The sequence below is a fragment of the Murinocardiopsis flavida genome (assembly GCF_003014485.1).
Lineage (GTDB): Bacteria > Actinomycetota > Actinomycetes > Streptosporangiales > Streptosporangiaceae > Murinocardiopsis > Murinocardiopsis flavida.
Map to the genome: position 1 here is coordinate 68,778 of NZ_PYGA01000005.1, position 17,534 is coordinate 86,311.

A 17,534-nucleotide genomic window follows, 5' to 3' on the forward strand; every position below is an offset into this window, starting at 1 on the left:
CGGTCGCGACCGTGCGGGGGCTCCCCGTTTCCCGCTCCTTGCACGCCTTGCGCGCGGCTACTTGTGCACGGCGTCGTAGACCGCGCGCTTGGGGACGGCGAGCCGCTTGGCGACGTCGCTGATGGCCTGCTTGCGGGGGACGCCCTCACCCTCGCGTTCGGCGACGGCGGCCGCGAGGTCCGCGGGTTCGCGCGGCACCGAGGCGGGGTCGTCCCCCGCGACGACGATGGTGATCTCGCCGCGCACCTCCCCCGCGGCCCATTCCACGAGCTCGCCGAGCGGGCCGCGGCGCACCTCCTCGAAGGTCTTGGTGAGCTCCCGGCACACCGCGGCGCGGCGGTCGGCGCCGAACGCCGCCGCCATGGCCGCGAGGGTGGCGCCGAGGCGGCGCGGCGACTCGAAGAACACCATGGTGCGCCGCTCCCCGGCCAGCGCGGCGAAGTGGTTGGCGGCACCCTTGCGCGGGGCGAACCCCTCGAAGCAGAACCGGTCGGTGGGCAGCCCCGACAGCACCAGCGCGGTGGTGACCGCCGTGGGCCCGGGGATCGACGTCACCGGCACGCCCGCGTCGACGCATGCGGTGACCAGCCGGTACCCGGGGTCGGACACCCCCGGCATCCCGGCGTCGGTGACGAGGAGGACGTCGGTCCCCGCCCGCAGGGCCGCGAGCAGCTCCGGGGCGCGCCGGGACTCGTTGGCGTCGTAGTAGGACACCACCCGGGCGCCGGGCCCGCCGCCGATCCGCAGCCCCAGGCGGGCGGCGAACTGCCGCAGCCGCCGGGTGTCCTCGGCGGCGACCAGCTCGGCCGTTTCGAGCGCGGCGCGCAGCCGCGGCGGCGTGTCGGCCGCGTTCCCGATGGGCAGCCCCGCGAGAATCAGTGTTCCCGCTGTGTCCGCCGCAGCGGCGCCGGTGCCGGTTTCCGTCACGTTCCACCCGTTCCTTGCCGCTACGGTTGAGGCCCTGCCGGGCGTCTGCTGCCGGGCCGCGCCCGGGTCCGGGCGGCGGATCGGGAGGCCCGCCCGCCGTCCGGCGCTGCCACCATTCCTCGACCTAGTATGGGCCGCGATGACCACCACAGCCCTCATGACCGGGGCCGATCCGAGACCGAGCGACGGGGCGCCCGTCCGCGACCGCATGGCGCCGGCCGCCGCGTTCCCCGCGTGGATCGGCTGGCTCGGCGCCGTGATCGTCACCCTGTTCGCGGGTGCGCTGCGGTTCATCAGGCTGGGCGAGCCGGGCCGCATCTACTTCGACGAGACCTACTACGCCAAGGACGCGTTCTCGCTCCGCCGCTACGGCGTCGAGCACGAGACCGTCGAGAACGCCGACGCCCTGCTCGGCCAGGGCATGCACGACATCTGGCGCGGCGGCGCCGACTTCGTCGTCCACCCCCCGGTCGGCAAGTGGATGATCGCCCTCGGCGACTCGTTCTGGGGCTGGCTGCCGTTCGGCGCCTCCATGTCGCCCACGGGGTGGCGGTTCGCCGCGGCGCTGTTCGGTGCGCTCTCGGTGCTGCTGCTGTGCCGCATCGCGACCCGCATGACCCGCTCGTGGCTGCTGGGCTGCACGGCGGGCCTGATCATGGCGCTCGACGGCCTGCACTTCACCATGAGCCGCATCGCCATGGTCGACATCTTCATGCTGTTCTGGGTGCTCGCGGCGTTCGGCTGCCTGGTGGTCGACCGCGACCGCACCCGGGCCCGCCTCGCCGAGCTGGCCGATTCCGGCCGCACCTCCGCCGCGTGGCTGGGCGTGCGCTGGTGGCGCATCGGCGCGGGCGTGTGCATGGGGCTCGCGTGCGGCACCAAGTGGTCGGCCATCTGGTACCTCGCCGCATTCGGGCTGCTCACCGTCGCGTGGGACTACGGGGCGCGGCGCACCGCGGGGCAGCGCGAGGGCACGGTCAAGCGCTGGTTCCTCGTCGACGCGATCCCGGCGTTCTTCCAGACCGTTGTGGTGGCGGTCGTCGTCTACGTCGCGAGCTGGGCGGGATGGCTGGTCACGTCCATGGGCTGGTCGCGGCAGTGGGGCGCGCAGCACTCCGACGGGTTCTGGGCGGCCCTGCCGGACTGGGTGCTGGCCGTGGTGAACCCGCTGCGGAGCCTGCTCCAGTACCACCGCGAGATGATGGCCTTCCACAACGGCCTGTCGAGCCCGCACGACTACGCGTCGCAGCCGTGGGAATGGCTGATCATGCGCACACCGGTGGCGTTCCACTTCGACGGCGACCAGACCACGTGCGGCGCCCCGAAGTGCGCGAGCGCGATCCTCGGCATCGGGACCCCCGCGGTGTGGTGGCTGTCGATCATCGCCCTCATCGTGATGCTGTCGTGGTGGATGACCTACCGCGACTGGCGGGCCGGCGCGGCGCTGCTCGGGGTCGCGGCGGGGATCCTGCCGTGGTTCGCCTACCCCGAGCGCACCATGTTCGTGTTCTACGCGCTGCCGGTGGTGCCGTTCCTCGCCATCGCGATCGTGCTGGCGCTGGGCCTGGCCATGGGCAGTGAGGTGGGCGACCCCCGGTACGCGCCGTGGACCCGGGTCGCGGGCGGCGTGCTGTACGGCGTGGTGCTCCTGCTGATCATCGCGAACTTCGCGTATTTCTACCCGATCCTCAGCGCCGAGGTCGTCCCGCACGAGCAGTGGGCCAAGCGGATGTGGGCCGAGACGTGGATCTACGGGAATGCCGGACCGAAGTGAATTCCCGGCGCGTGCGGCCCGTAGAACGGCGGGGTCCGCGCGCGCGATTTCCTCGGTGCAACCCTCGGCATCGCCGGGTCCCTCCTGGTAGTGTCTGGACCTGGTTGCGGTTGTAGTTTCCAAGGATGCACCAATAAGCGTCGCGGAACTTCACGTGGGCGCTTGGTCATTTGGGCGGTAACTCCCGGGGATGGGCGCTCGGCAACCCGGGACCAGCAGGGTGCGGTCCCGTTTGTAGTCCCCAAAGGGAGAGCAGATGGCTCAGGGCACCGTGAAGTGGTTCAACTCTGAAAAGGGTTTCGGGTTCATCGCCGTCGAGGGCGGCGGCCCGGACGTGTTCGTGCACTACTCGGCGATCGCGGGATCCGGCTTCCGGAACCTGGAAGAGGACCAGTCCGTCGAGTTCGAGATCACGCAGGGCCCCAAGGGCCCGCAGGCGTCGAACGTGCGCGCGCTCTAACGAGGCCGGCCCCGCTGCCGCGGGATCGTCCTGGTTGATCGCGTCAATTCGCGCCTGTCGACGTTGTTCTTGTTCGGCCCTTTGCCCGTCATTCGGGCGAAGGGCTGTTCTGTTTCCCCATTCCACCGCCCTCCTCTGCGAACTCCCCCGCGACTCCCATCGCGCGCATTTGCGCGCTGAGCCGCGCCACCTCCTCGGTGAGCGCACCGAGCTGCGCCATCACCGATTCGTGCTGGGCGAGTTCGAGTTCCTGGTCCTCCTCCCACCGTTCGGCGTTCACCTCCTGCTCCATGGAGGTGACGATGACGCCGAGGATGAGGTTCAGCACGATGAATGCGCTGACCACGATGAACACCACGAAGAACACCCACGCGTAGGGCGCCTCCTCGATGACGGAGTCGGAGATGTCCGGCCAGTTCTCCGTGGTGAGCAGCATGAACAAGGTGTAGAGCGTCGTGCCGAGGTCGCCGAAGTAGTGCGGCGAGATGTCCTCGAACAGCTTCTCGCCGAGCACGGCCGAGGTGTACATGATGACGAACAGCAGGCCGATGACGGTGCTCAGGCCGGGGACCGAGCGGAACAGCGCCGAGACGATCTCGCGCATCTGCGGGATGACGCTGATGAGCCGCAGCAGCCGCAGGATACGCAGCAGCCGGAGCACCGAGAACCCGTCGGTGGCGGGGACCACCGCGACCCCCACGACGAACAGGTCGAACCAGTTCCAGGGGTCGCGGAAGAACGCCCACCCGCGGGCGTAGACCTTCACCAGCAGCTCGGTCACGAAGAGGGTGACGAACACCCGGTCGGCGATCCCGAAGTAGGCGGTGTAGGGGCCGAAGACGTCCTCGTAGGTCTCCAGCCCGAGCGAGATCCCGTTCAGGACGATCGCCGCGATGACGGTGTTCTGGAACCATCCGCTGTCGACCACCGCGACCGCGCGGCCGCGGAACCCGCCCCCTGCCACAATCACCCTCCGCCCGGCTGCGCTTTGTGGGAGAAACCACGCCACCCTAGCCGTCGGCCGTGTGTGCGCCGCGGGCGCGGTCCCCGGCCCGAATGAGAGGGCGACGCGCTGTACCCCGCCGCGGCGCGACCGGCTAACCTTCGTAGGGCAGGAGGACCACGGTCAGGAGCGGCATGTTCAACATCGGGGCTGGTGAGTTCATCGTTCTCGGCGTGCTCGCGCTGCTCGTCTTCGGCCCCGACCAGCTGCCGAAGGCCGCCGCCCAGGCGGGGCGCGCGCTGCGCCAGCTCAGGAAGCTCGCCGACAGCGCCAAGAACGACATCCAGGACGGCCTGGGGCCGGAGTTCAAGGACTTCGACGTGCAGGACCTCAATCCCAAGCGCTTCGTGCAGAAGCACTTCTGGGAGGAGGAGGACGACGACGCGCCCGCGCCGCGCAGCCCCGCCGCGCGGTTGAACGGCCGCCGCCCTCCCTTCGACGACGAAGCGACCTGAGCCCGCGCTCAGCCCCCTGAGCCGAACGCGGCGTCGAACGACGCCTTGGGCGGCTCGATCCGGGCCATGCCGCGGACGAACTCCAGCGCCTCGGGCGCCCCGATGAGCCGGTCCATGCCGGCGTCCTCCCATTCCACCGAGATCGGCCCGTCGTAGCCGATGGTGTTGAGCGCCCGGAAGCAGTCCTCCCACGGCACGTCGCCGCGCCCGGTCGACACGAAGTCCCAGCCGCGCCGCGGGTCGCCCCAGGGCAGGTGCGAGGAGAGCCGCCCGCGCCGCCCGTCGCCGGTGCGGACCTTGGCGTCCTTGCAGTCGACGTGGTAGATCCGGTCGGCGAAGTCGAGGATGAACCCGGCCGGGTCGAGGTCCTGCCACACGAAGTGGCTGGGGTCCCAGTTCAGGCCGAACGCCGGGCGGTTGCCGACGGCGTCGAGCGCCCGCCGGGTCGAGTAGTAGTCGTAGGCGATCTCGGTGGGGTGCACCTCGTGTGCGAAGCGGACCCCTTCGGCGTCGAACACGTCGAGGATCGGGGTGAAGCGCTCGGCGAAGTCGGCGTAGCCCCGGTCGATCATGTGCTCGGGGGTCGGCGGGAACATCGCGAGCGTGTACCAGATCGAGGATCCGGTGAACCCGACGACGGTGTCGACGCCGAGGCGGGCGGCCGCGCGTGCGGTGTCCTTGAGCTCCTTCGCGGCGCGGTGGCGCACACCCTCGGCGTCGCCGTCGCCCCAGACCCGCCCGGGCAGGATGGCGCGGTGGCGGTCGTCGATCGGGGCGTCGCACACCGCCTGGCCGACCATGTGCGCCGAGACGGCCCAGGCCTGGAGCCCGTGCGAGTCGAGGACCTCGCGCTTGCGGGCGACGTAGGTGTCGTCGGAGAGCGCCAGGTCGACCTGGAAGTGGTCGCCCCAGGTGGCGATCTCCACACCGTCGTAGCCCCACTCAGCCGCGCGGCGGCACACCTCCTCGAATGGCAGGTCGGCCCATTGGCCGGTGAACAGGGTCACGGGACGTGGCATGAGGTCCTCCGCTCCTCGGTACTCGGTCAGGGGGGTCAGCGCACTCCGAGCAGGTGGTCGAGGGCGAGCTGGTCGAGCCGTTCGAAGTGGTAGCCGCGCGGGCCGGCGGCGTCGAGGTCGATCTCCTCGGCGCGCAGGTCGGCCAGTGCCTCGCCGGGGGCGAGGGTGGGTTCGGCCAGTTCGGCCGTTCGTGCGGCGGCGAGCGCCGCTGCGACGTCGGGGTCGGCGCGGAACGCCGCCGCCTTGTCCCTGAGGATCAGGTAGTTGCGCATGCAGCCCGCCGCCGAGGCCCACACGCCGTCCATGTCCTCGGTGCGCGGCGGCTTGAAGTCGAAGTGCCGCGGGCCCGCGTAGCCTTCGCGTTCCAACAGGTCGACCAGGAAGAACGCCTCTTTGAGGTCGCCGGCGCCGAAGCGCAGGTCCTGGTCGTACTTCACGCCGCGCTGCCCGTTGAGGTCGATGTGGAACAGCTTGCCGTGCCACAGCGCCTGGGCGACGCCGTGCGCGAAGTTCAGGCCGGCCATCTGCTCGTGGCCGACCTCGGGGTTGACGCCCACCATGTCGGGCCGTTCCAGCTCGCGGATGAACGCGAGGGCGTGGCCGACGGTGGGCAGGAGCACGTCGCCGCGCGGCTCGTTGGGTTTGGGCTCGATGGCGAGGCGCAGGCCGTAGCCCTGCTCGCTGATGTGGCCGCAGAGGATGTCGAACGCCTCCTTGAGCCGGTCGAGCGCCGCCCTGTCGTCCTTCCCCGCCTCGGACTCGGCGCCGTCCTGGCCGCCCCAGCACACGAAGGTGGCGGCGCCCAGGCTCGCGGCGAGGTCGATGGTGCGCAGCACCTTGCGGATGGCGTACCGGCGGACGTCGCGGCGGTTGGAGGTGAACCCGCCGTCGCGGAACACCGGGTGGGTGAACAGGTTGGTGGTGACCATGGGGACGGCCAGCCCGGTGTCGTCCAGGGCCTTGCCGAAGCGGGCGAGGACCTGGTCGCGGGCTGCCGCACCGCTGCCGGGCGGGATGAGGTCGTCGTCGTGGAAGGTGACGCCGTAGGCCCCGATGTCCGCGAGGCCGTACACGGCGTCGACGGGGTCGAGCGGGGGGCGGACGGGGTCGCCGAAGGTGTTGGCGCCGCGCCACCCTACGGTCCACAGGCCGAAGCTGAACCTGTCCTCGGGGACGGGCCGGTAGTCGGTCATCTCGGTGCGCCTTCCGGGTCGGTGCGGGTCCACACGCTCGCGTTGGCCGCGCTCTCCTCGACCGCCGCGAGCACCCGCTGGACGCGCAGGCCGTCGGCGAACGACGGGACGGGGTCGGTGCCCGCCGCGACCGCTTCGATGAAGTCCTTCACCTCGTGGGTGAACGAGTGCTCGTAGCCGATGAGGTGGCCGGGCGGCCACCAGGCAGCCATGTAGGGGTGGGCGGGTTCGGTGACGAGGATGCGGCGGAAGCCGGCGGTCTCGGCGCGTTCGGTGTGGTCGTGGAAGTGCAGCTCGTTCATCGACTCGAAGTCGAAGGCGAGGCTGGCGTCGGAGCCGTTGATCTCGATGCGCATGGCGTTCTTGCGGCCGGCCGCCATGCGGGTGGCCTCGAAGGAGCCGATGGCGCCGTTGTCGAAGCGGGCCGTGAACAGTGCCGCGTCGTCGACGGTCACCGGGCCGCGCTGCTCGCCGGGGCGCGCCGCGAGCCCGTCGGAGGACTCGGCGAGCGGGCGGTCGCGGATGAAGGTCTCCAGCGTCCCCGAGACGCCGGTGATGTGCTGCCCGGTGATGTGCTGGGCGAGGTCCACGATGTGCGCGCCGATGTCGCCGAGGGCACCGGACCCGGCGCGTTCCCGCTGGAGCCGCCAGACCAGCGGGAACTCGGGGTCGACCAGGAAGTCCTGGAGGTACTGGGCGCGGACGTGCCGGACGGTGCCCAGGATCCCCTGGCCGACCAGGCGGTGGGCCATGGCCAGGGCCGGGACGCGGCGGTAGTTGAAGCCGACCATGCTGCGCACGCCCCGCGCCGCGGCGCGCTCGGCGGCGGCCGCCATGGCCTCGGCCTCGGCGACGGTGTTGGCGAGCGGCTTCTCGCAGAGGACGTGCTTGCCGGCGTCGAGGGCGGCGATGGCGATCTCGGGGTGGGTGTCGCCGGGTGTGCAGATGTCGACGACGTCGATGTCGTCGCGGCCCAGCAGCGCCTTGTAGTCGGTCTCGACGTCGCGCCAGCCCTGCTCGGCCGCCGCGGCGCGCGCCTTCTCGGGGTCGCGGCCGACCAGGGCGGTCATGGCGGGGCGCAGCGGCAGGTCGAAGAACGCCCCGGCGGAGCGCCAGGCGTGGGAGTGGGCGCGGCCCATGAACGAGTAGCCGACGATGCCGACGCCGATGGGGGCGGCGGGCGCGGTTCCGGTCATCGCTCTGCCTTCCCGCGCCGTGCCGCGGCGGGTGCCGCGGTCCGCGGCGCAGCCGTCGCGGATGAGGGGTCGGAACGCCTCTCGGTGACCGAAACCGCCGCTGGACGGGGGCCCCGGCTCATGGATTAGTTTGGTTATTGGACGAACACAGTGTCAATACTCCGGTCACCGCGATGTCACCCCGCGGCGCCGGACGGACCCCGGAGGGTCGCTCGTACAGCGGCGGCGCGCCGGGGAGGAGGGAGGCCTCGCGCAGCGATGCCGGGCACACCGACCATCGGCCCCGCGGGCGCGCAGGGGGTCCGCGAGGCGAACCTCGGGACCGTGCTGCGCACCATCCGCGCCGCGGCGCCCTGCTCGCGCGCCGAGATCGCGGCCGCCACCGGGCTGACGAAGTCCACCGTGTCGAGCATCGTCGCCGACCTCGCGGCGCGCCGCCTGGTGCGCGAGGTGGGCGCCCCCGCGGAGCGTCGTGTCGGCCGGCCCGGGGTGGGGCTCGCCCTGGACGAGCGCAGCATCGCCGCCGTCGGCCTGGAGGTCAACGTCGACTACCTGACGGTGGTCGCCGTCGACCTGCTCGAAGGCGTGCTCCTCAGCAGGCACGCGGCGTTCGACGCCCGCTCGGCCGGGCCCGAGGCGTGCGCCGAGCGGATCACCGGTCTGCTCGCGCACACCGTCGCCGACCCGCTGCTGCGCAGCCGCACCGTCCTGGGGGCGAGCGTCGCCGTGCCGGGTCTCGTGGACGCGCCGAGCGGCGTGGTGACCAACGCGCCCAACCTGCGCTGGACCGGGTTCCCGCTGCGGGAGCGGATCGCCGGGCTGATGGCGCGGGCCGGGCTGCCGGCGATGCCGCTGCACGTCGACAACGACGCGAACCTCGGCGTCATCGCCGAGTACCGGGGCGGCCACCTCGCGGGGACCCCCGACCTCGTCTACATCACCGGCGAGGTCGGCGTCGGGGCGGGGATCCTCACCGGCGGGGCGCTGCTGCGCGGCTCGTCGGGGTACACCGGCGAGATCGGGCACGTGCCGCTGCTGCGCGGCGGGCCGCGCTGCGGCTGCGGCCGGCGCGGCTGCCTTGAGGCGCTGGCCGGGGTCGAGGCGGTCCTGCGCCACGCCGTCCCCGACCTGATGCCCGACGGCCCGCTCTCGGGCGCCGGGCTGTCCCGCGCGGTCGACGCGGCGGTCGCGCGCGCCGAGGCGGGCGACCCCGCGGTGCGGCGCGCGCTGCGGCGGGCGGGGACCTGGCTGGGGCGGGGCGCCGCCGCACTGGTGAACGTGATCGACCCGGCGGCGGTGATCCTCGGCGGCTACTTCGTGCCGCTCGCCCCGTGGCTCGGCCCGCCCTGCGCTGCGGCGGTCGCCGCGCACAGCCTCGCCCCGGACCGGCCCGGGCGGGTGCAGACCTCCGGCCTGGGCCTCACCGCCGCCGCCAGGGGCGGCGCGAGCGCCCTCGTGGACGCGCTGGACCGGGGGCGGCTCCCCCTGCCCGAGCGCGCGCCCGCGCCGCCCTGAGGCGGCCCCTGCGGCGCGCGCGGCGCCGCAGGGTGCCCGGATGCTAGCCGTCCGCCATCGCGGTGTCCTTGGTCTCCTTGAGCGCCCACAGTGCGAGCAGCGACACCACGCCGACCGCCGACACGAACAGCCCGACGGCGGTGGAACCCAGCGGGGTCGCCTGGAGGGAGGTGGCGATGAGCGGCGGCACGGCGCCGCCGAGGACGCCGCCGAGGCTGTAGGCCAGCGACGAACCGCTGTACCGGTAGCGCGTGCGGAACAGTTCCGGCAGGAACGCGCCCATGGGCCCGAAGATCAGGCCCATGAGGACGAGGGCGATGGTGAAGGCTGCGGTCACCCCGAGCAGGCTGCCGGTGTCGACCAGCGGGAACATGAAGCCGCCGTAGACGATGGCGATGACCGTGAACAGCATCATGGTGGGCCGCCGCCCGCGCCGGTCCGACGCCATCGAGGCGTAGACGGTCCCGATGGCCATGCCGACCGCGCCGATCATCGTGGCCAGGATGACCGTGTTGCGGTCCATCGCGAGCCCGGCCGGGTCGGTGGCGTACGACAGGCCGTACGCCGTCGCCGTGTAGAACAGGCAGTAGGTGACCGCCATGGCGAGGGAGCCGAGGAGCACCTCGCGCCACTGGTTGCGCAGCAGGTCCACGAACGGGGCGCGCGCCACCTGGCGGGCGTCCATGGTCCGGCGGAACACCGGGGTCTCGGCGATCTGCAATCGGACGTACAGGCCGACGGCGACCAGCGCGATGCTGACGATGAACGGGATGCGCCAGCCCCACGCGACGAACTGGTCGTCGGTGAGGACCAGGCCGATCAGCAGGAACAGGCCGTTCGCGGCGATGAAGCCCACGGGCGGGCCGAGCTGCGGGAACATCGCGTACATCCCGCGCTTGCCCTGGGGCGCGTGCTCGGTCGCCAGCAGCGCGGCCCCGCCCCACTCCCCGCCGAGCCCGATGCCCTGGAGGAAGCGCAGCAGGACCAGCAGGACCGGGGCGAGCAGGCCCGCGGTCGCGTAGCCGGGCAGCAGCCCGATCGCCACCGTCGACAAGCCCATCACCAGCAGCGACGCGACGAGCATCGACTTGCGGCCGATGCGGTCGCCCCAGTGCCCGAACAGGATGGAGCCGAGCGGGCGCGACATGAACGCGACGGCGAACGTCGAGAACGACGCGACCCGGCCGGCCACCGGGTCGAGCTCCGGGAAGAACGCAGAGTCGAGGACCAGCGCCGCCGCTGTGGCGTAGATGTAGAAGTCGTAGAACTCGATCGCGGTGCCGATGAAGCTGGCGACCGCGATGCGCCGCATCGGGGCGGGTGGCGAGGGCTCCGGGGCGGGCGCAGCCGACCCGCCGGGTGCACCGGGTTCAACCGACACGTCGGCCGGCTCCTTCCGCTGTGGGGACACGCGCCGGGCACAGCGGGCGGGGCTCGTGCACGTCCGAGCGGCGGCGAACCGCGGAACCCGCCCGTGCGGCTCCGGTCACCGCGGCACCCTACTCCGCGGCCCCGGACATGGGAGCGGGTACCCGGCCCTTAACGGGGCCGGGTACCCGCAGTGACCGCCGCAACGGCCCGGGGCCGACGGCGCCCGCCGACCCGTGGTCCGGCGCGGAGGCGGTCACCAGAGGCGCAGGACGCCGCTGAGTGACTCGATGTTCCACCAGCTGAAACCACCACTGAGCGTTTCAACGTTCCACCAGCTGAAACCGCCGCCGAACGTTTCAACGTTCCACCAGCTGAATCCACCGCCGAGCGTTTCAACGTTCCACCAACTGAAACCACCACTGGCTGTGACGACGTCGGCAGAGGCCGGAACCGCGGCGAACAGGAGCGCTGCCATCATGACGGCCAGCACCGCGCTGAGCTTCTTGAGCACGACGAACCCTTCGGTCAAACCTGACTCCATCCCCACTTATAAAGATGACTTATCACCCACTCATCCCACAAGCCCCGAGTATGAACCAATCCGACTTTTACGACGTTGTACAGATAGCCCGCGAACACGGTGCATCCGGGCGGCCGGGCTCTGTTCACGGGCCGGTCGAATACCGTCCGACCTGCGCCGACACCACTGGGGTCCGGGGCGGCCGGGGCGGGCGCATCGGATGGGGCACGAGGGGACGGACGCGGCCGGGGCGCGCGGGGCGCCGGGCGGTGGTACACCGTACGGACGCCGCGCCGCGGCCCGGGAGCGGCTGCGCAGGGCGGACGGCACCGGCGGGCCGGAAGCCGCGACCGGGCGGGGCGCCCCGCGCGGCGCGCGCCGGCGGCGCACCAGGAGCGGACCGGAAGCGCATCGGGGACCCGGAAACAACGAATCCCAGGCCCGACCTAAGAGTCTGACCTGGGAAAACGTGGAGCTGAGGGGATTCGAACCCCTGACCCCCTCGATGCGAACGAGGTGCGCTACCGGACTGCGCTACAGCCCCTTGAGACGCTCAAAAGACTAGCAGTTCACGGCGTGTACTCGAAACGGATTCGCCGGGCGCAGGGCTCAGTCGCCGACGGCGCGCAGGTGCGCGTCGGCGTTCTGGTCGTAGACCTGGTCGCGGCGGGCCGTGAACTCCAGGATCTCGGCCTCGCGCGCAGCGGCGGCCTCGGCCTCGGCGGCACGGCGTCGCAGGTGCGCGGCGCGCCGGCGGCGGTACTCCCGTTCGGCGGCCCGCCGCTCGGTGTCGGCCTTCGCCGCCTCGCGCAGCAGCGCCAGGTGCCCGAGGAGCAGCACCGACGGCGGGACGAGCACCCACCACGGGCCGAGGTCCGCGCCCACGGCGGCCGCGGTGGCGATCAGCAGCGCCGACAGCCCGGAGGTGCGGCGCCGCCGCCGGGCGATGACGCCCGCCCTGCTGACGACGGGCGCAGCGGGGGCGCGGCCCGGGACGGGGTCGATGTTCTCGGCCGGCTCGGCGCCGTCGTCGGCGGAGCCGTCGTCCTCGGCATCGCGGTCGGCGGCGGCGGCACCGTCATCGGCCGCGTCGTCCGGGTCGCCGTGCTCCTCGGTGTCGAGGTCGGAGTCGTCGGCGTCCTCGGCGGACCGCGGTGCCGTGCGGTCCAGCGAGTCGGCGGCGGGGTCGGCGGCGTCGCGCCGCAGCAGCATCGGCACGAGGACGATCGCCCAGACCACCACGATCGCAAGGTACAGGGGAGAGCTGCTCATCGCCCCTCCTCGCACAGCCGGTCACCGGACAGTCCCCACAGCCTCCGACGCGCCGCCGATGCGACCGGTGCCGCCCATCGCACGGAAGCGGAGCGGTCGGACGCCCGGCCGATCGTGTCCGCGGGACTACGGTGCGATGCCGCCCGGCTCGGCAGCATGCCCGGCCCCCCTCGTACCGAATGGGCGTCTTGTCTGCATCGTGAATGCGTCTACGTTCCGCACGGTACGACCCGGTGTCCGCGAATGCGCAGTATTCGGACCGGAGTGTCGTGAGATTACAGTCTTTCCTCTTTCCCTGACGGGTCATCGCATCAGGAAACGTGCAGGTCATAACGTTCAATGCAATGAGTTATGGCTGAAAACGGAGCGTAGTGGACCGATTCCGCGCCGGTCCGGGAACGCTCGGGTCCGGCGATTATCGCGCGCCGATCCGAGTGCGGCGACCCGCGGCGGCGGCGTTCGGGCGCCGCTCCGGCCGCGGCGGCGCGCTCAGGGCAGCCGGGGGTCGGGCGGCAGCGGCGGGATCGAGGCGTCGTCCGCTTCGGGGGCCGACGCGTCGAACCGCCCGCCGCGCAGGTGCTCGCGCCACCGGGTGAGCAGTCCGCCGGGGACGTCCTCGACGGTCAGGGCGTAGCAGATGTGGTCGCGCCATGCGCCGTCGATGTGCAGCTGGCGGCGGCGGACCCCCTCGGCCCGGAACCCGAGCTTCTCGGCGACCCGGCGGCTCGCGCGGTTCTCGGGCCGGATGTTCGCCTCGATCCGGTGCAGCCCCGCCGCGAAGAAGCAGTGGTCGACGGCGAGGGCCACCGCCGTGGGCGTGACGCCCCGGCCGGCGAACGCCCGGTCGACCCAGTACCCCACCTGCGCCGACCGGGCGGACCCCCACACGATCGCGCCCACGGTCAGCTGGCCGGCGAACACCCCGTCGTAGGTCACGGCCCACGGCATGGCGACACCGTGCCGCCCCTCGCGGCGGACCGCCTGGACCATCGCGACGTACGGGGCGAGACCGGAACTCTGCAACGGCAGCTCGGGGTGGGTGGGCTCCCACGGGCGCAGCCATTCGGCGCTGCGGGTGCGGCTCTCGCGCAGCGCCGCTGCGTCGCGCAGCCGCAGCGGACGCAGGCCGACCAGCCCCTCCTCCAGGGACACCGGCCAGCCGCGGATCCGGTTCACTGCCGCTTCCTCTCGTCCGAGCACACGACCGCGCCGCGGTCCGCACCGGCCGCCTCGCGGGCCGCCGGGCGCCGCCGGATCGGGCGCCCACCCGGCGGATGCGAAACCGTACGCCGGCGCCGTCGCGGCGCCGGACCAGTATCCCACCCCGCCCGCGGGGCCGCCCGCACGGCGCCCCCGGGCACCGGCCGCCGCGCGACGGCCGCCGTGCGCCGCCCGCCTCAGTCGACGGGACGCGGGTGGTCGCCGCCGCGGATCTGGTCGACGGCGTGGCCGATCACCGGGCCGAGGACCGCCATGCCGTCGCGCACCCCGCCCTTGGACCCCGGCAGGTTCACGACCAGCATGCGGTGGCCGTCGCGCTCGGCGACACCGGCGAGGCCGCGCGACAGCAGCGCGGTCGGGACGCCCTTCGCGCGGCCCTCGGCACGCAGCGCCTCGGCGATGCCGGGGATCTCGTAGCGCAGCAGCGGAGCGGTCACCTCGGGCGTCTCGTCGTTGGGGTTCAGGCCGGTCCCCCCGCTGGTGACCGCGGCGGCGTAGCCGTCGGCGAGCGCGCCGCGCAGCGCCTCGGCGACCGGTGCGCCGTCGGGGACCACCACCGGGCCTTCGGCGGCGCAGCCCGCCGCCGCCAGCAGTTCCACCAGCAGCGGGCCGGAGGTGTCGGCGTAGACCCCCGCCGAGGCCCGGTTCGACACGGTGATGACCAGGACCCGCGCGCCGTGCGCCGGGCCGCTCACCGGGACCGTCGCCAGTACCCGGTCTTGCCGCCGGTCTTCTCCTCGACCCGGACGTCGGTCACGACCGCCTCGGGGTCGAGCGCCTTGACCATGTCCACGAGGCCGAGCGCGGCCGCCATGACGCAGGTGAGCGCCTCCATCTCGACGCCGGTGCGGTCGGCGGTGCGGACGGTCGCGCTGATGTCGACGCCCCGCTCCACGACCTCCACTGCGACGTCCACCCCGTGCACCGCTATCGGGTGGCACAGCGGCACCAGGTCGGGGGTGCGCTTGGCGCCCTGGATCCCGGCGATGCGCGCCACGGCGAGCGCGTCGCCCTTGGGGACCTCGCCGGAGCGGAGCGCCGCGACCACCTCGGGGGCGACGAGGACGGTGCCGGTCGCCGTGGCGGTGCGGGCGGTCACCTCCTTCGCCGAGACGTCGACCATCCGTGCCGCGCCGGACGCGTCGAGGTGGGTGAGGCCGGAATCGTGCGGTTCGGGCATGCTGGGGCGCTTTCTGGTTCGAGGGCGGGGGTTCTCGGGGCGGGCGGCGGGGTCAGGGCAGCCTGAGGACGTCGACGACGCGGCCGGCCGGCAGTTCGGTGGCCGCCTCGTCCACGACGATGAGGGCGTCGGCGGACGCGAGCGCGGCGAGCTGGTGCGAGCCCTGCCGCGCCACCGGGCGCACAGCGAGGCCGCCGTCGGCGGCATACTCCAGTTGCGCCCGCAGGTAGGAGCGGCGGCCCTGCGGCGAGTCGCGGACGGGCGCCGCCAGCGGGGCGCGCAGCGCGGGCAGCCCTTCGGGCGCGCGGCCGCTCAGCTTGGCGAGCATCGGCCGGACGAACAGGTGGAAGGAGACGAAGGAGCTCACCGGGTTGCCCGGCAGTGTGACGATCGGCGTGCCGTGCACGGTCCCGGCGCCCTGCGGCTTGCCCGGCTGCACCGCCACCTGCTCGAAGCGGACGGTGCCGAGCTGGGTCAGCGCCTCCTTGACGACGTCGTAGGCGCCCATGCTGACCCCGCCGGTGGTGACGACGATGTCGGCGTGCGGGAGGACGTCGCCGAGGGTCGCCAGCACGGTCGACGGGTCGTCCCCGGTGAACCCGTGCCGGAACGCCGCGCAGCCGGCGTCGATCGCCGCCGCGGTGAGCATGTAGCCGTTGGACTCCCAGATCTGGCCGGGGCCGATGGGTGTGCCCGGTTCGACCAGCTCCTCGCCCGTGGACAGCACAGCGACACGGGGCCGCGGGTGGACCAGGGCGTCCGGGTGCCCCACTGCGGCGAGCACGGCGATCTCGGCCGGGCCGATGTGCGCCCCGCTCCGCAGGACCCCGGCGCCCTTCTCGACGTCGCCGCCCGCCGGGCGGACCGCGTTGCCGGCCTTGGCCGGGCGGCTGATCAGCACCTCGGCGACGCCGCCGTCGGTCCACTCGACCGGGACCACGGCGTCGGCGCCCGCCGGCATCGGGGCACCGGTCATGATGCGCGCGCACATCCCCGTTCTGATGGCGTGCGTGCCCGGGTCGCCGGCCGCGATGTCGGCGACCACGGGCAACCGGACGGGGGTGTCGGCGCCCGCCCCGGCGATGTCGGCCGCCACCAGGGCGTATCCGTCCATGGCCGAGTTGTCGAACTGCGGCAGGGACACCGGGGCCGTGACGTCCTCGGCCAGTACCCCGCCCTGCGCCCGCAGCAGCTCGATCCGGATCGGTTCCAGCGGTTCGACCAGGTCCAGCAGGTCGGTCGTGTGCTGCTCTACGCTCTTCATCTGCGCCAGTCCACCCCGTTTCCGTTCGCCGTCCAGCATCGCCCATAGAGCGCGCGTTCGCCGCATCGGATCGCCAGGGAGTCCCGGGGTATCAGTCGGCGGGCCCCGGCGAGTGGTCGGCCACGAAGCGGCGCAGCCACGGCAGGAAGTCCTCGGCGAGGTCCGGCCGGGCGCACGCGAACTCCACCACGGTGCGCAGGTAGTCGAGCCGGTTGCCGGTGTCGTAGCGCTGGCCCCGGAACAGCACCCCGTGGACGGGCCCGCCCTCGTCGGGCCCGCGCCGGGCGAGCTCCAGCAGCGCGTCGGTGAGCTGGATCTCGCCGTTGCGGCCGGGCGGGGTGTCGCGCAGCACGTCGAAGACCGCGGGGTCGCAGATGTAGCGGCCGACGACGGCCCACCGGCTCGGCGCCTGCTCGGCCGAGGGCTTCTCCACGAGGTCGGTCACCGCCACCACGTCGTCCTCCGCCGTGGGCGCGATCGCCGCGCACCCGTACAGCGAGACCTGCTCCGGCTCGACCTCCATGAGCGCGACCACGCTGCCGCCGTAGGTCTCGCGCACCTCGATCATGCGGCGCAGCAGCGCCTCGCTGCGGCCGATCAGGTCGTCGCTGAGCAGGACGGCGAACGGCTCGTCGCCCACGTGCGCCGCAGCGCACAGCACCGCGTGGCCGAGGCCGCGGGGGTCGCCCTGGCGGACGTAGTGGACCTGGGCGAGCCCGGCCGATTCGCGGATGGTGCGCAGGCGCTCGTCGTCGCCCTTGAGGCGCAGCGCCTCCTCCAGTTCGTAGGCGCGGTCGAAGTGGTCCTCCACGGAGCGCTTGCTGCGCCCGGTGATCATCAGGACGTCGGCGAGGCCGGCGTCGACCGCCTCCTCGACGACGTACTGGATCGCCGGTTTGTCGACGATCGGCAGCATCTCCTTCGGGGTCGCCTTTGTCGCGGGCAGGAACCGTGTCCCCAGCCCGGCGGCGGGCACCACGGCCTTGGTCACCGGGCTACCGGGGCGTCGCGTATCAGCCATGACGGCACTGTAGGGGACCGCCCGGTGCCCGGAGTCCCCTGCGTGAGGGGTCATGCGGCGGCCCGGACGCCGCAGCGCCGGTGGGGTCGGGCCCGCGTTCCCGCCGTTCACCGCGGGTTCCCCGTTCTTTCCCCGGATCGACG

17 protein-coding genes and 1 tRNA gene are annotated in these 17,534 nt (G+C 73.0%); 4 read left to right on the top strand and 14 right to left on the bottom strand.

What is annotated here, in order from left to right; translation table 11 throughout:
* Positions 1-57: 57 nt before the first annotated feature.
* A complete protein-coding gene (rsmI, locus tag CLV63_RS08970; protein ID WP_245928673.1) occupies positions 58-927 on the bottom strand; it encodes a 16S rRNA (cytidine(1402)-2'-O)-methyltransferase in 870 nt (289 codons plus the stop codon).
* 139 nt (positions 928-1,066) lie between these two features.
* Here rsmI and CLV63_RS08975 point away from each other — a divergent pair, with 139 nt between their 5' ends.
* Complete coding sequence (locus tag CLV63_RS08975) at positions 1,067-2,701, top strand: dolichyl-phosphate-mannose--protein mannosyltransferase (protein WP_106582482.1); 1,635 nt, start codon at positions 1,067-1,069, stop codon at positions 2,699-2,701.
* Positions 2,702-2,957: 256 nt separating this feature from the next.
* The gene (locus CLV63_RS08980) at positions 2,958-3,161 is read left to right on the top strand and encodes a cold-shock protein (protein ID WP_106582483.1); all 204 of its coding nucleotides are present in this window, start codon (positions 2,958-2,960) and stop codon (positions 3,159-3,161) included.
* An 88-nt stretch (positions 3,162-3,249) separates the two neighbouring features.
* Here the strand turns inward: CLV63_RS08980 and CLV63_RS08985 are convergent, their stop codons facing one another.
* Entirely contained in the window at positions 3,250-4,125 is an 876-nt protein-coding gene (locus tag CLV63_RS08985; RefSeq protein ID WP_106582484.1) for an ion transporter, read from the bottom strand.
* Between the two features lie 173 nt (positions 4,126-4,298).
* Between CLV63_RS08985 and CLV63_RS08990 the strand changes: the two genes are divergently transcribed.
* Complete coding sequence (locus tag CLV63_RS08990) at positions 4,299-4,619, top strand: sec-independent translocase (protein ID WP_106582485.1); 321 nt, start codon at positions 4,299-4,301, stop codon at positions 4,617-4,619.
* 8 nt (positions 4,620-4,627) lie between these two features.
* Here the strand turns inward: CLV63_RS08990 and CLV63_RS08995 are convergent, their stop codons facing one another.
* Genes CLV63_RS08995 through CLV63_RS09005 form a run of 3 tightly spaced genes read right to left on the bottom strand, consistent with a single transcriptional unit; the run spans position 4,628 to position 8,027 of the window.
* Positions 4,628-5,638, bottom strand: a complete 1,011-nt coding sequence (locus tag CLV63_RS08995; RefSeq protein ID WP_106582486.1) for a sugar phosphate isomerase/epimerase family protein — start codon at positions 5,636-5,638, stop codon at positions 4,628-4,630.
* A 35-nt stretch (positions 5,639-5,673) separates the two neighbouring features.
* Positions 5,674-6,831 carry a xylose isomerase gene (gene xylA, locus CLV63_RS09000; RefSeq protein ID WP_106582682.1) on the bottom strand — a complete coding sequence of 386 codons (1,158 nt, stop codon included), beginning with the start codon at positions 6,829-6,831 and terminating at the stop codon, positions 5,674-5,676.
* Positions 6,828-8,027, bottom strand: coding sequence for a Gfo/Idh/MocA family protein (locus CLV63_RS09005; RefSeq protein WP_106582487.1), 1,200 nt, complete (start codon positions 8,025-8,027; stop codon positions 6,828-6,830). Before CLV63_RS09005 ends, xylA begins: the two co-directional genes overlap by 4 nt.
* A gap of 258 nt (positions 8,028-8,285) precedes the next feature.
* On the opposite strand from CLV63_RS09005, the gene CLV63_RS09010 reads away from it, so the two are divergent.
* Positions 8,286-9,542, top strand: a complete 1,257-nt coding sequence (locus CLV63_RS09010; protein WP_106582488.1) for an ROK family transcriptional regulator — start codon at positions 8,286-8,288, stop codon at positions 9,540-9,542.
* A gap of 43 nt (positions 9,543-9,585) precedes the next feature.
* Here CLV63_RS09010 and CLV63_RS09015 read toward each other — a convergent pair whose 3' ends face one another.
* The 9 genes from CLV63_RS09015 to galU form a co-directional block, all read right to left on the bottom strand.
* The gene (locus tag CLV63_RS09015; protein WP_245928674.1) at positions 9,586-10,923 is read right to left on the bottom strand and encodes an MFS transporter; all 1,338 of its coding nucleotides are present in this window, start codon (positions 10,921-10,923) and stop codon (positions 9,586-9,588) included.
* A gap of 243 nt (positions 10,924-11,166) precedes the next feature.
* A complete protein-coding gene (locus CLV63_RS09020; RefSeq protein WP_106582490.1) occupies positions 11,167-11,442 on the bottom strand; it encodes a hypothetical protein in 276 nt (91 codons plus the stop codon).
* A 461-nt stretch (positions 11,443-11,903) separates the two neighbouring features.
* Positions 11,904-11,977 (bottom strand) — tRNA-Ala (locus CLV63_RS09025).
* 65 nt (positions 11,978-12,042) lie between these two features.
* The gene (sepX, locus tag CLV63_RS09030) at positions 12,043-12,705 is read right to left on the bottom strand and encodes a divisome protein SepX/GlpR (RefSeq protein ID WP_106582491.1); all 663 of its coding nucleotides are present in this window, start codon (positions 12,703-12,705) and stop codon (positions 12,043-12,045) included.
* Positions 12,706-13,194: 489 nt separating this feature from the next.
* Positions 13,195-13,881: a GNAT family N-acetyltransferase gene (locus tag CLV63_RS09035; protein ID WP_106582492.1), complete on the bottom strand. Its 687-nt coding sequence runs from the start codon at positions 13,879-13,881 to the stop codon at positions 13,195-13,197.
* 221 nt (positions 13,882-14,102) lie between these two features.
* On the bottom strand, positions 14,103-14,621 hold the full coding sequence (locus tag CLV63_RS09040; protein WP_211301223.1) for a MogA/MoaB family molybdenum cofactor biosynthesis protein: 519 nt from the start codon (positions 14,619-14,621) through the stop codon (positions 14,103-14,105).
* On the bottom strand, positions 14,618-15,106 hold the full coding sequence (gene moaC / locus CLV63_RS09045; RefSeq protein WP_106582493.1) for a cyclic pyranopterin monophosphate synthase MoaC: 489 nt from the start codon (positions 15,104-15,106) through the stop codon (positions 14,618-14,620). The genes CLV63_RS09040 and moaC overlap by 4 nt, the downstream gene beginning before the upstream one ends.
* A 52-nt stretch (positions 15,107-15,158) precedes the next feature.
* A complete protein-coding gene (gene glp / locus CLV63_RS09050; RefSeq protein WP_106582494.1) occupies positions 15,159-16,370 on the bottom strand; it encodes a molybdotransferase-like divisome protein Glp in 1,212 nt (403 codons plus the stop codon).
* A gap of 91 nt (positions 16,371-16,461) precedes the next feature.
* Positions 16,462-17,391, bottom strand: a complete 930-nt coding sequence (gene galU, locus CLV63_RS09055) for a UTP--glucose-1-phosphate uridylyltransferase GalU (RefSeq protein ID WP_211301224.1) — start codon at positions 17,389-17,391, stop codon at positions 16,462-16,464.
* Positions 17,392-17,534: the final 143 nt, after the last annotated feature.

Excerpts from the sequence above, each read along its gene's own strand:
- CLV63_RS08975 (WP_106582482.1), top strand. The coding sequence starts at position 1,067 with ATGACCACCACAGCCCTCATGACCGGGGCCGATCCGAGACCGAGCGAC.
- CLV63_RS08980 (WP_106582483.1), top strand. The coding sequence starts at position 2,958 with ATGGCTCAGGGCACCGTGAAGTGGTTCAACTCTGAAAAGGGTTTCGGG.
- CLV63_RS08990 (WP_106582485.1), top strand. The coding sequence starts at position 4,299 with ATGTTCAACATCGGGGCTGGTGAGTTCATCGTTCTCGGCGTGCTCGCG.
- CLV63_RS08995 (WP_106582486.1), bottom strand. The coding sequence starts at position 5,638 with ATGCCACGTCCCGTGACCCTGTTCACCGGCCAATGGGCCGACCTGCCA.
- xylA (WP_106582682.1), bottom strand. The coding sequence starts at position 6,831 with ATGACCGACTACCGGCCCGTCCCCGAGGACAGGTTCAGCTTCGGCCTG.
- CLV63_RS09005 (WP_106582487.1), bottom strand. The coding sequence starts at position 8,027 with ATGACCGGAACCGCGCCCGCCGCCCCCATCGGCGTCGGCATCGTCGGC.
- CLV63_RS09010 (WP_106582488.1), top strand. The coding sequence starts at position 8,286 with ATGCCGGGCACACCGACCATCGGCCCCGCGGGCGCGCAGGGGGTCCGC.
- sepX (WP_106582491.1), bottom strand. The coding sequence starts at position 12,705 with ATGAGCAGCTCTCCCCTGTACCTTGCGATCGTGGTGGTCTGGGCGATC.
- moaC (WP_106582493.1), bottom strand. The coding sequence starts at position 15,106 with ATGCCCGAACCGCACGATTCCGGCCTCACCCACCTCGACGCGTCCGGC.
- glp (WP_106582494.1), bottom strand. The coding sequence starts at position 16,370 with ATGAAGAGCGTAGAGCAGCACACGACCGACCTGCTGGACCTGGTCGAA.
- galU (WP_211301224.1), bottom strand. The coding sequence starts at position 17,391 with ATGGCTGATACGCGACGCCCCGGTAGCCCGGTGACCAAGGCCGTGGTG.